At 63.1% G+C, this 12,396-nt stretch carries 9 protein-coding genes and 2 pseudogenes; 8 read left to right on the plus strand and 3 right to left on the minus strand.

Going from position 1 to position 12,396, the window contains the following annotated elements:
* Nucleotides 1-194: 194 nt before the first annotated feature.
* A complete protein-coding gene (locus tag PHO31112_RS24645; RefSeq protein ID WP_150624014.1) occupies nt 195-1,172 on the minus strand; it encodes a polysaccharide deacetylase family protein in 978 nt (325 codons plus the stop codon).
* Nucleotides 1,173-1,640: 468 nt separating this feature from the next.
* On the opposite strand from PHO31112_RS24645, the gene PHO31112_RS24650 reads away from it, so the two are divergent.
* The 4 genes from PHO31112_RS24650 to PHO31112_RS24665 all read left to right on the plus strand — a co-directional run bounded on the left by PHO31112_RS24650 (nt 1,641) and on the right by PHO31112_RS24665 (nt 7,967).
* Nucleotides 1,641-2,792, plus strand: coding sequence for an ABC transporter substrate-binding protein (locus tag PHO31112_RS24650; RefSeq protein WP_150624046.1), 1,152 nt, complete (start codon nt 1,641-1,643; stop codon nt 2,790-2,792).
* A gap of 56 nt (nt 2,793-2,848) precedes the next feature.
* Nucleotides 2,849-3,727, plus strand: a complete 879-nt coding sequence (locus tag PHO31112_RS24655; protein WP_150624016.1) for a branched-chain amino acid ABC transporter permease — start codon at nt 2,849-2,851, stop codon at nt 3,725-3,727.
* An 80-nt stretch (nt 3,728-3,807) separates the two neighbouring features.
* Nucleotides 3,808-6,324, plus strand: coding sequence for a branched-chain amino acid ABC transporter ATP-binding protein/permease (locus tag PHO31112_RS24660; RefSeq protein WP_425495233.1), 2,517 nt, complete (start codon nt 3,808-3,810; stop codon nt 6,322-6,324).
* Entirely contained in the window at nt 6,321-7,967 is a 1,647-nt protein-coding gene (locus PHO31112_RS24665) for a gamma-glutamyltransferase family protein (RefSeq protein ID WP_150624020.1), read from the plus strand. Before PHO31112_RS24660 ends, PHO31112_RS24665 begins: the two co-directional genes overlap by 4 nt.
* Nucleotides 7,968-7,974: 7 nt before the next feature.
* On the opposite strand, the gene PHO31112_RS24670 is transcribed toward PHO31112_RS24665, so the two are convergent.
* Nucleotides 7,975-8,358 (minus strand): single-stranded DNA-binding protein, encoded by a 384-nt coding sequence (locus PHO31112_RS24670; RefSeq protein WP_150624022.1) that lies wholly within the window; start codon nt 8,356-8,358, stop codon nt 7,975-7,977.
* Nucleotides 8,359-8,708: 350 nt separating this feature from the next.
* On the opposite strand from PHO31112_RS24670, the gene PHO31112_RS24675 reads away from it, so the two are divergent.
* The 4 genes and pseudogenes from PHO31112_RS24675 to PHO31112_RS27985 all read left to right on the plus strand — a co-directional run bounded on the left by PHO31112_RS24675 (nt 8,709) and on the right by PHO31112_RS27985 (nt 11,616).
* Complete coding sequence (locus tag PHO31112_RS24675; protein WP_150624024.1) at nt 8,709-9,665, plus strand: chromate resistance protein ChrB domain-containing protein; 957 nt, start codon at nt 8,709-8,711, stop codon at nt 9,663-9,665.
* Between the two features lie 71 nt (nt 9,666-9,736).
* Nucleotides 9,737-10,858: a chromate transporter gene (locus tag PHO31112_RS24680; protein ID WP_150624049.1), complete on the plus strand. Its 1,122-nt coding sequence runs from the start codon at nt 9,737-9,739 to the stop codon at nt 10,856-10,858.
* A gap of 84 nt (nt 10,859-10,942) precedes the next feature.
* Nucleotides 10,943-11,329 (plus strand): annotated as a pseudogene (locus PHO31112_RS27980) (superoxide dismutase); the annotation flags it as partial.
* Between the two features lie 50 nt (nt 11,330-11,379).
* Complete coding sequence (locus PHO31112_RS27985; protein WP_281355119.1) at nt 11,380-11,616, plus strand: Fe-Mn family superoxide dismutase; 237 nt, start codon at nt 11,380-11,382, stop codon at nt 11,614-11,616.
* Nucleotides 11,617-12,216: 600 nt separating this feature from the next.
* On the opposite strand, the pseudogene PHO31112_RS24695 reads toward PHO31112_RS27985, so the two are convergent.
* Nucleotides 12,217-12,396 (minus strand): annotated as a pseudogene (locus PHO31112_RS24695) (IS3 family transposase); the annotation flags it as partial.

Genomic DNA, 12,396 nt, shown 5'->3' on the forward strand with positions numbered 1-12,396 from the left:
TTCGGCATCACTCGCAGACGCGGCAGCGGTGACAGAGGTAGCAGTTGCCGCAGATGCGGACCGCACGGATTTTCCGGCGGCGCGGCGCGAAGGGGGCAGCGATTTGTCGGCAGGCATGGGCGGCGACGGTAACAAGGTCGAGGGTGGGCAATCGGGACACGTCGGGCAATGCGGCTTGAGCGTCATATCGCACCTTACCCCATGATGGCGTCGGGTTGTGTCGCGCTCACGGCCGTGACGTGCGCCGCAATATCGCCCGGCGTTGCGAGCCAGATGTCGCCGCGCCGCGCCGCGTCCGCGATGAGGGTGAGTACGCGGCGCAGATGGCGCAGGCGGTACGGTTGCCCGACAAGATACGGGTGCAAGGCGATCCCCATCACCAGTGGCTGTGCGCGCGTCGGATGTTCCGCCTGCGCATACATCTCATCGAATTGATCCGCAATCATGTCGGCGAACGCCGCACCATCGAGCTGACGTCCCACGATCATCGGAATGTCGTTCACCTCCTGCGGATACGGCACCGACCACAACGTGCCGTGCGCGGTACGCATGCGTACCGGCCGGTCGTCGTGACACCAGTTCAACGTGTAGCGATAACCCGTAAGCGCGAGCAGATCCGGCGTGTCATGCGTCTCGGATATCCAGGGCGATAGCCACCCCGTCGGGGTATATCCCGTCTCCGTCGCGAGGCGCGTGCGGCAATGCGCGAGGAGATCGTGCTCATGTGCGAACTCGAAATCGCTCTGACGATGCGCATTCGTATGTCCATGCCCGATCAACTCGTCGCCGCGCGCCACGCACGCGTGCACGAGCGCGGGGCAATGATCGAGCAGCGACGTGTTGAGTACCACACCGGCGGGTATCGACAGATCGTCGAACAGATCGAGACAGCGCCACGCGCCCACCCGATTGCCGTATTCGCGCCAACTGAAGTTGAGCACGTCCGGCTGCGGCGAGACAGGGCCCAGGTTCGCGCCCAATCCCTCACCGAAAGCGAAGTGCTCCAGATTGAAACCGAGGTAGACGGCAAGGCGCGCGCCGTTGGGCCAGCGATACGTGTCGCGTGCCGTGATCGGCAGATAGTCGAAGCGGTCGTGCGTGCGAAGCGCGCCGAAGCGGGGGTCGGTGCTCGCGCAGTCGTCGTGTTCCGGAAGCGTCAGGGCAGAAGTCATCGGGTGTCGTCGTTGCCTTGCATGGCGGCAAGGCGTGCTCAATGTCAGGGTCCATTCGTTCATCGTTCGCGCTCACGTCGTGAGCCGACTTGAAACATCTACGCACCGCGACTGTGCGAGCGTGTTCCGAGTTGGCGCAAATCGTATCGTCAACGAACGCTACAACCAATCGTTCGCAATTTCGATGCCAGATCGTCAACACATTGTGATTCGTATCGTACTGAGCGATTCAAGCGAAATGTCGACGACGTGGCACGCCTCTTGCGTACGGCGGGGATATGTCCGGGCGATGCCCCGGCACCGGGACCGTGATCGGTCCGCTTTCGATTCGCTTCTGATGTTTCCTCACGGAGATTGCTCATGTCTGCATCTGTACGTTCCAACGCCGCCAGCGACACGACGGCGCTATCGGCCTCACCCCGCCGGCGCTGGCTTCGGGCCGGTGTGTTTGCACTCGCGGCCGCCGGTATGTCGTTCGTCAGCGCCTCGAGCTATGCGGCGGACACGATCAAGATCGGTCTTGTCACCGCGCTCTCGGGGCAGTCGGCGCGCGCGGGCGAAGCGCTCACGCGGGGCATGACGATTGCCATCGACGAGATCAATGCGAGCGGCGGCGTGCTTGGCGGGCGCAAGCTCGAACTGGTGCGCCGCGACGACGAGGGCAACCCGGCCAAAGGGGTGCTTGCCGCTCGCGAGCTGATCTACAAAGACAAGGTGGCGGTGCTGTTTGGCGGACTCGACACGCCGGTGTCGATGGCCATCGTGCCCATCGCGAATCAGGAGAAAGTGCCGTTCATGGGGCCGTGGGCGGCGGGCACGCCGATCACGCGCAACGGTGCAAATCCGAACTACGTGTTTCGTGTATCGGCCGTCGACGAGATCGTCGACAGCGCCATGGTCACTCATGCACAGGAGACCTTCGGCGCGAAGAAGCTCGGTCTGATTCTCGTGAATAACCCGTGGGGCGAATCGAACGAGAAAGGCATCGTCGCCGCGCTGGCCGCCAAAGGCATGAAGCCTGCCGGGGTCGAGAAGTTCGAGGCCAACGACGTGGACGTCACGCCGCAATTGGGCCGCCTCAAGGCTGCCGGGGCCGACACGTTGCTGATGGTCGGCAATGTCGGGCCGTCGGCGCAGGTCGTGAAGTCGCTCGACCGCATGGGCTGGAAGGTACCCATCGTGTCGCACTGGGGCCCGGCGGGCGGACGCTTCACCGAGTTGGCCGGCCCCAACGCGAAGGCCGTGCATTTCGTGCAGACGTATAGCTTCTTCGGTGCGACGTCGCCAGTGAGCACGCGTGTCGTTGCCGCCCTCAGGGCGAAGTATTCCGACATCAAGGGGGTGGACGACATCACCCCGGCCGTTGGCGTGGCGAACGCCTACGACGCGATGCGTCTGACGGCGCTGGCCATCGACAAGGCGGGCTCGACGAAAGGCGATGCGATTCGCGGCGGCTTCTACAAGATCGACCGTTACGAAGGGCTCATCAAGACGTATGTGAAGCCGTTCAACGACCAGCAGCACGACGCGCTGTCTGCGCAAGACTACGTGTGGGCGCAATTTATCGACAACCGCATCGTTCCCGTGGCGGCAACGGGCGCGAAGGTCGCGGCGAAGTAAGTCGCACGTCACCGGTATTGAGGGGCGCCGCGTGCCGGCGTCCCGGAGGACATCTCATGCAATGGATCTCGGCGCTTGTCGCCGGCCTGGGGCTCGGCAGTATGTACGGCCTCATGGCGCTCGGCTTTCATCTGACCTTTGCGGTAAGCGCGACAGTCAACTTCGCGCAGGGTAGCTCGATGATGCTGGGCGCCGTGCTGACGTACACGTTCGCACAGACGCTCGGCTGGCCGATGCCGCTGGCGATCGTCGCCGCGCTCGCACTGTGCGCCGTCTACGGTCTGGTGGTGGAGCGTCTCGCGGTGCAACCGTTCGTGCGACGCGGGTCCAGTGCGTGGCTGATGGCGACGGTCGCGCTGGGTATCGTGCTCGATAACGTGGTTATGCTCACCTTCGGCACCGAGCCGCGCAGTCTGCCGTCGTCGTTGGCGCAAAGCGCCTTGCAGATCGGCGACGCGGGCCTCGGCGTCTATCCGCTGCAATTGGTGATTCCGGTGGTCGGTCTCGCGCTCGCGGGCGCATTGCACTACGTGCTGCGACGCTCGCGCTGGGGCGTGGCCATGCTGGCCGTGGTGCAGAACCGGGACGCCGCGCGGCTCATGGGTATTCCCATTCAACGCACCATCGCCGGCGCGTTCGCCGTATCGACGCTGCTCGCGGGGGTGGCAGGCGTGCTGATCGCGCCGCTGTTCAATGTGCAGGCCGACATGGGCACCGTGTTCGGCCTCAAGGCATTTGCCGTGGCGATTCTCGGCGGACTCTCCAGCGCCTGGGGCGTAATGATCGCGGGCCTGTTGTTCGGTGTGAGCGAAGCGATGATTACCGCGATGCTGGGATCGAGCTACACCCAGATCATTACGTTCGGTCTGGTCATCGTGTTGCTGGCGATGCGTCCGGAAGGCATGTTCGGTCGCGCGGAGGTACGTAAGGTATGAGCGATTCTCCTTTGCGGCTGGCGTCGCCGTCTGTCGACGCCGGGGCCTCGGGTGCGACGGCCGCGCGAACCCGCGACGGCATGGCACTTACGGCGATCCTCGCGGCGGCGCTGCTGGCGATGGCCGGTGCCGCCTGTGTGGTGAACGGCTATTTCGTCGTGGTCATCGCGGGCGTGGCATTGCTCGCGATCTGCGGCGTGGGCCTGAATCTTCTGCTGGGACTCACGGGGCAAGTGTCGTTTGGCCATGTGGGCTTCTATGCGATTGGCGCGTATGCCGTGGCCATTCTGACCACGCAGGCGGGCTGGCCGTTCTGGCCCGCATGGCTCGCGGGCGGGGCGATTGCTGCGCTGACCGGTGCTTTGCTGGCGTTGCCCGCGCTGCGGGTGCGTGGCCCGGGCCTGGCCATGGTGACGATTGCCTTTGGCTTCGTCGTCGAGCACGGTGCGGTGGAGTGGCGCGCGCTGACCGGCGGACAGAATGGTTTGATGGGCGTAATGCCGCCGGGTGTCTTCGGTATCGAGGGAAGCGAGCGCGTGGTGGCCGTGGCGGCGCTCGCCGTCCTGGCGGTGGCGCTGCTGATCTACGCGCGCATCTCTCGCGGTACGTGGGGCGCGGCCATGCGCGCCGTGCGCGACAGCGAGACGGCAGCGTCGTCGATTGGCGTGAATCCTCTGATCGTCAAAGCGGTGGCGTTCGCGTTCTCTGCGGCGCTGGCCGGATTGGCGGGCGGCTTGTTCGCACCGCTGCAAGGCATGGTTACGCCGGGCATGTTCTCGTTCCTTCAGTCGCTCTTGTTTGTGCTGGTCGTGATGATCGGCGGGGCGGGCACGATTGCCGGGCCGCTCGTCGGCGCGGTGGTCGTCGGGTTGCTGCCGGAGTTGCTCGCGAGTCTCGAGAACCTGCGTCTGCTGTGTTTCGGTGTGCTGCTGCTCGTCGTGTTGTGGGGCGCGCCGAATGGTGTGATTGGCGTGTTGGGCACGTGGTGGAAGTCACGCCGCAACGCTTCTTCCAGCGACGTTAGTGTCGATGCGAGCGCGCCGCTTACGCTGCCGGTGCTGGCTCAAGCGCAGCGCAAGGGCCTCGCCGCACACGGCCTCGTCATGACGTTTGGCGGCGTGAAGGCCGTGGCCGATCTGTCGTTCGAACTGCCGGCCGCACGGGTGACGAGTCTGATCGGCCCGAATGGTGCAGGCAAGTCGACTGTTCTGAATATGCTCTCGGGCTTCTATCGACCGCAAGCGGGCACGCGTGCGCTCGGCGGCGACGCCCTCGCCGCACGAGGCGCATGCGACAGCGCACGGTATGGCGTGGCGCGCACGTATCAGACGTCGCAACTGTTTGGCGGCATGAGCGTGCTGGATAACGTGACGCTCGCGTTGAGCGCGGGCAGACTCGGCGGCTTGCTCGGTGTCGCCCGCATGCGCAGCAAGACACATCGTGACGCGGCAACCGCCCTGCTGCGCGCGTGCGGTTATCACGGCGATGTGGAACTGATGGCCGCCGATCTCGCGCACGTCGACCGGCGTCTGGTGGAGATCGCACGCGCATTGGCGACACGTCCGGCGGTGCTGCTGCTCGACGAACCGGCGGCGGGTCTGTCGACGCAGGACAAGGCGCAATTGGGCAAACTGCTGCGCGAGATTGCAGACAGCGGCGTGGCGGTCGGTCTGGTCGAACACGATATGTCGTTGGTGATGGGCGTGTCGGATGGCATCGTCGTGATCGATGCGGGACGTTTTCTCGCGCAGGGATCGCCGAGCGCCATTCGGCATGACGAGCGCGTGCGTCAGGCGTACCTTGGTGCGCAGACGGCGGAAGCCGGCAAGCCGCGCGAACGCGATGTCGCAACCACGCCGGAAGTGCTGGGTGTCGGCAAGCTCACTGCGGGATACGGCGCGGCGCCGGTCTTGCATGACATATCGATTCAGGTACGCGAGGGCGAACTGGTGGCGTTGCTCGGCGCCAATGGTGCGGGCAAGTCGACACTCATGCGCTCGCTCGCGGGCTTGCATCGCCCGGTGAGTGGCGGCATCACATTCGACGGACGTGATCTCTCGCGGCTGGATGCTGCAAAGATTGCCGCATTGGGCGTGGTGCTGGTGCCGGAGGGACGGCAGGTCTTCGCGGAACTGTCGGTGCTCGACAATCTGCGGCTCGGGGCGTTTCCGTGTGGCCGGTTGCCTCGGGTAACGCTCGACGCGCGCATCGAGCGGATGTTCGCGCGCTATCCGCGCTTGCGCGAACGGCAACATCAGCGCGCGGGTCTGCTCTCCGGCGGTGAACAACAGATGCTCGCGATTGCGCGTGCGTTGATGTCGGCGCCGCGCGTGTTGCTGCTCGACGAACCGTCGCTGGGGCTGGCGCCGAAAGTCATCGCGGAGTTGTTCGCGTCGCTCGATGCGCTGCGACGTGAGTCGCTGTCGATGTTGCTCGTCGATCAGATGGCGGCGATGGCGTTGTCCATCGCCGATCGCGGATACGTGCTGGAAGAGGGCCGCGTGAGCGTGAGCGGTTCGGCGAGCGAGCTGGCGGGCGACGCGCGTCTGGCGGCGGCGTATCTCGGCGGACAACATGGGGCAGGGGTGGCGGCATGACGGCGCGAGACATTACCGGTGCGGCAACGTCAGCGCCAGCGCTTGCCAGCGGACGCGCCGGATTGGTCACCAGTCCACATACGCTGGCCAGCGCGGCCGGACGCGACATCCTGCAACAAGGCGGCAACGCCATTGAAGCGGCCATCGCCGTCGCGGCCATGCTGTGTGTCACGATGCCGCACTTCACTGGCCTTGGCGGCGATGGCTTCTGGTTGATTGCCGACGGCGCGCAGGGCGACGCACCGCCGCTCGCGATTTCCGGCATCGGGCAGGCAGCACGGCGTCTGCCTTCCGCGTTGCTGGACGGCGGACCCCTTGCCGTGCGCGGACCCGCCAGCGCGCTGACCACGGCGGCAACGGTCGCCGCATGGGAGGCGGCGTATCGCGTGAGTCGCGAGGCATGGGGTGGCACGATGTCATGGGCGTCGCTGCTCGCCCCCGCCATCGCTGCCGCAGAGGACGGCTTTGCGGTGAGCCGTTCGCAAGACTTCTGGTACGCGTATCGGGCCACCGAGATGGGCGATGCGGCGACGTGGCACGGCTTCGCGCAAACGTTCCTGCCGGGTGGGTGCGCGCCCGTGTCGGGCAAGTGGTTTCGGCAACAGGCGTTGGCGCAGACACTGTGGCAGTTGGCCGATGGGGGCGCGCGCGAATTCTACGAGGGCGAGTTGGCTGCCCGTATGGCGAGCGGGCTGCAAGCTACCGGTTCGCCGCTCACGCGAGACGACCTTGCCGCCACGCGGGTGCATGTGTCGCCTGCGCTGACGATGGCGTACGGCGATGGCGTGCTGGCGACGCTGCCGCCCCCCACGCAGGGCGTGACGACGCTGCAAATCATGGGGATACTCGCGCGACTGGGGCTGCGCGACTGCGCGCATGGGAGCGCGACGTATTATCACCGGCTCGTCGAGGCGGTGAAGCAGGCGTTCATCGATCGCGACCGCTATGTGGCGGACCCCGAATATACCGATGTCCCGGTGAGCGCGATGTTGTCCGATGCGCATCTGAGCGCGGCTGCCGCGCGCATCGACGATCACGTCGCGCTCGACTGGCCGCAGCGCTTTCGCGAAGGCGACACGGTCTATTTCGCCGCGACGGACGCCGCCGGGCGAGCCGTCAGCGTGTTGCAGACGATCTACTTCGATTGGGGCAGCGGCGTGATGGCGGGCGACACCGGGGTGTTGTGGCACAACCGGGGGGCGGCATTCCGTCCGGTCGGCAGTGCACATCCCAATGCGTTGATGCCGGGCAAGCGACCGTTCCATACGCTCAATCCCGGCATGTATCTGGAAGGCGGACGCCCCCGCCTGCTGTACGGCACACAGGGTGCGGACGGCCAGCCCCAGACGCTATGCGCGTTGCTCACACGGCTGATCGACTATGGCATGAACCCGTACGAAGCGCTTTCGCAGCCGCGCTTCTTGCTGGGCCGCACGTTTTCGGACAGCCGGGACAATCTGAAGCTGGAGTGCGACGCGGGAGACAACGTGTTCGCTGCGTTGACGCAGCGTGGCCATGCGTTGGCCGCGCTGCCGAGGCACAGCCCGCTGGCGGGTCAGGCGGGGGTCATTGCGATGGACGTGGACGGACTGGCGACGGGGGCGCACGATCCGCGCAGCGACGGCGCGGCGTTAGCCGCCTAGCGGTGGGTCAGCGAGGGCCGTCGTTGTCGTCCATATCCGAGTCGTGCGCCGGGCTGGGTTCACCTCGGGTCGCGGCCCGTTTGTGCTTGACTTGGTAGGCGGTCATGACGAGGGTGGCGACCATATCGAGCGCGGGGCGGGTCTCGCCATTGCGGTCGGTCCACACCTTCGGCGTGAGCGAGCCGGATATCGACACGTTATCGCCGTCTTCGAGCGCCAGCAGTGCATTGCTCGCCGTCTCGCTAAAGGCGATCACATTGACGAAGATCGCATCGCCATCACCGTCTCCGCCCGTCGCGCGAACTTTGGCGGTGACGAAGGCGTGTCCGTTTTGTCCGGTGCGCTGTGCTGCCTTGCCGTACAGTTTGCCGCCAACCAGGCCGTCAATCATCGTATTTCTCCTGAGCGATTCGGCTGAGCGTCTCGCGAAATGCTGCGTGTGTGATCGCCCCGGCATTGCCAGGGCGAGTCTGATTTGCGCTCATGTTGCCCGATGTTTCCCCGGCCGTCAGAAAGACTTGCGGGCGGTGCGGGAAACAAAAAACCCGCGAAGCCTTACGCTGTCGCGGGTTTCTGAATATCTCCGGATCACGCCGGGAAAAGACTTGGTGCCCGGGGCGGGGACCGGCCGCCATTCTAGCAAACTTCATCGAAAAGCAAGCATTAGCCCGCATCAGGGGGCACAACATCCCACATAAAATTTCCTTGTAGTTAACTCTACATTTTTGTAGAGTTAACTACATGAATAGAATTGACTGGCTCCTTCTCGTCCTGACCTTTCCTTCAGACAACGCTACCGCGCGCATGCGCTTTTGGCGTGCGTTGAAAGCGAAGGGGTGTGCCGTCCTGCGGGATGGGGCATATCTTTTGCCATTTTCGGACGAGCGACTCACTGAACTGGATGACTTGGCCGCTGGTATCAATGAGGCGGGCGGTAATGCCCAACTGTTGTTCGTTTCCGCACGGGATGACGAGCAGAGGGGCTATTTGCGCTCACTTTTTGACAGGTCTGCCGAGTACGCCATATTCCAGCGAGACGTCGCGGAAGCGAGGAAAAGCCTTGGCGCTGCCGAAGCCGATGTCGAAAAGCAATTGAAGCGGGTGAAGAAGGACTTCGAGGCGATCCAGGCCGTGGACTTTTTCCCCAACGAGGCATCGGTGGCGGGTCAGGCGGCGCTTCAGGAGTTCGTCGCGCTCGCCAACAAAGTGCTGTCACCGGGTGAGCCTCACGCGGAAGACGGTGTGATCCGTCCATTGCGGCGGGAGGACTATCAGGGCCGTACTTGGGCGACACGTCGACGCATGTGGGTCGACCGGGTCGCAAGTGCTTGGTTAATTGATCGGTTCATCGATACGAAAGCCGCTTTCATCTGGGTCGAATCACCGGCGACGTGCCCGGCAGATGCGTTGGGCTTTGATTTTGACGGTGCCGCCTTCACTCACGTTGGCGACATGGTCACGTTCGAAGTCTTGGTTGCAAGTTTCTCGCTGGAAGACGTTCCCGGGATGATTGCGCTTGGCAGGATGATTCACGCCTTGGATATCGGTGGGTTTGCGATTCCGGAGGCGATCGGATTTGAAGCTGTTGTCGCGGGTGCACGGCAAAGAGGGCTTGGCGACGAAGCCATGCTGGCCGAACTGGGCTATGTGCTGGACTCGATGCTAGCCCACTACGCAACGCCTCAAAGAAAAAGCTGAACCGGGAGGGGATCGTGAGTACTGTTGCGGAGACGACGGAACGGTATTCGCTGGCGCAGCTAGTCAGCTACATGCTTCGATTGGGCACATTCGGTTTTGGCGGTCCTGTTGCCCTTGCCGGCTATATGCGACGTGACCTCGTGGAGCGGCGGGGCTGGATTTCAGAGGCCGACTACAAGGAAGGGATAACGCTCGCGCAGCTCGCCCCCGGGCCGATGGCAGCGCAACTCGCCATATATCTCGGCTACGTGCACTACCGGATTCTTGGGGCAACGCTGGCCGGCATTGCATTCGTCATTCCGTCGTTCTTCATGGTGGTTGCGCTTGGCTGGGCCTACGCGCACTTCGGTGGACTCTCGTGGATGCAGGCCGTGTTCTATGGCGTGGGAGCGGCGGTCGTCGGCATTATCGCGATGAGCGGCTACAGGCTGACTCGGAAGACCGTGGGTTCCGACAAGCTTCTGTGGGCAATCTATCTCACGTTGCTCGTCACGACGTTCGTTACCGAAAGCGAAATCGCCTGGCTATTTATTGCGGCGGGAATCCTTGGCTGGCTTTGGCGTGCGCCGCCGAAGTGGTTGAACAAAGGCTCCGTGAACGGGATCGCCGCGGCCTACGTTCCAGTGTCTTCGGGGCTGTTGAGCGGCATCGATGTGCCGCTGCTTGCCCAAATCGGCATCTTCTTCGCGAAAGCGGGGGCGTTTGTCTTCGGGTCTGGATTGGCGATCGTGCCCTTCCTTTATGGTGGGGTCGTCACCGAGCACCACTGGCTGAATGAGCGGCAGTTTGTCGACGCCGTTGCGGTGGCGATGATTACCCCGGGGCCCGTCGTGATCACCGTTGGCTTCATCGGATATCTGGTCGCGGGGTTCGCTGGCGCATGTGTTGCGTCGTTGGCAACCTTCTTGCCCTGTTATCTGTTCACCGTTTTGCCGGCACCGTACTTTAAAAAATACGGGCACTTACCGGGAGTCAAGGCGTTTGTTGACGGCATTACGGCGGCTGCCGTTGGCGCTATTTCCGGTTCGGTTCTCGTTATCGCAAAGCGTTCGATATCTGATATCCCGACCGCGCTCGTGGCGGTTGTCACGGTGCTTCTACTCTGGCGCTTCAAGAAGCTTCAGGAGCCGGTGATTGTCGTGGCCGCCGCAATCTTTGGCTTGATTGTCTATCCCATGATGCATTCGCATTGAAGTTGCGGGCATACCGAGACGGAGGATGCAATGGAATCGCGTCGTAAGTTTGTCAGGCAGGCGAGTGTCGCCACGGCCGGCATCATGCTTTCAAGTGCCCATTCTGAGACAGTGTTGTCCAGCGGTGGCTACGTCGACATATTGGTCGGCGCGGACGGCAAGTATGCAGCGGCACCTCTGCCGTTTTCCCTTGATGCGCTTGAGCCGCATATCGACGCGCGTACGATTGAACTTCACTACAACTTTCACCACAAGCCAGCTGTGACGGCTGCAAACAATGCTGAAGCGGCGCTCACAAAGGCCCGCGAGACCGGGGACTTTGCGCTGGTGAAGTTCTACGAGAAAGAACTAGCGTTTCAGTTGTCGAGCCACGTGCTGCATACCATTTACCGGACCAGCATTTCTGGCAAAGGTCAGGAGCCGACGGGAGAACTCGCCAGACTGATTGACCGTGACTACGGATCGTTCAAGCAGTTCAAAGCTCAGTTGCTTGCCGCAACGATCGCTGTGGAGGCGTCAGGATGGGGAGTGGTTGGCTTTCACACGGCTACCGGACGCCTCAGACGCTCCAGTGCGAAAACCATCAGAAGCTGGCTGTTTGGGGTGTTCAGCCAATACTGGTGTTGGACGTCTTCGAGCACGCCTACTACCTGAAATATCAAAACCGCCGCGCGGAGTACGTCAAAGCGATCGCTGAGATATTGAATTGGGATAATGCGGCTCAGCGCTTATCGGCGATCAGCCTCGCGCGCCGTTGAGGCTGGAAACTCGCGCGCCAAACTTACGGTTCTCGGTGATAGCCTTTACGCCAGATTTACGCCAACAGGAGGAGGCGGCATGGCGACGTACAGGAAGCGCGGAACGACTTGGCGAGCAGAAGTCGCTAAGGCTGGAGTTCGCAGGTCGGGAACGTTCAATACGAAGGCGGAGGCGGTCGCTTGGGCCGAATTACTCCCGATCAGATTGGCTCGTGGCGCGACGGGCGATTGGCTTCCGTGGCCCCGTCCACTGTCAATCGCGACATGAATCTACTTTCAGCGGTTTTTGAAACGGCTCGCCGAGAGTGGAAGTAGTGCGAAAAGAACCCCATTCGAGATGTGACCTGCCCCCTTCAATAGTAGTCCGTGATAGAACCACACTGAGAGAGGCCCAGTTTCCATGGCAACGCGCCGGACGTCGGGAGCTTGCTGCCGGATGATGTTATCAATAGCCTGCGGATGCGATGCTACCGTTCCGCGCCAGACAGAGTTGCCGTCCCCATCGATTGCGCAAACCGCCGTCGATTTCTGCGATACATCGAGCTCCACATACGTTTCCATGGCAGCCTCCGTCCTTAGCTGGAGATGCAATTACAGCATGTGGTTCACGATCATCCCCGCCTGCCGCAGTTTCAGATAAATCATGCCGGAGCCATAGCGACGGTGCCGCTGAGCCAGCGCGACGATCTGCGCTCGCAAGGCAGATTGCGGTCCGGCGCAGGCTGATAGCGATAAGCGCTGGCGCTCATGCCGATCACCCGCAACGCGTGCCGCTCGCTC

Source organism: Pandoraea horticolens, from assembly GCF_902459555.1.
GTDB classification, from domain to species: domain Bacteria; phylum Pseudomonadota; class Gammaproteobacteria; order Burkholderiales; family Burkholderiaceae; genus Pandoraea; species Pandoraea horticolens.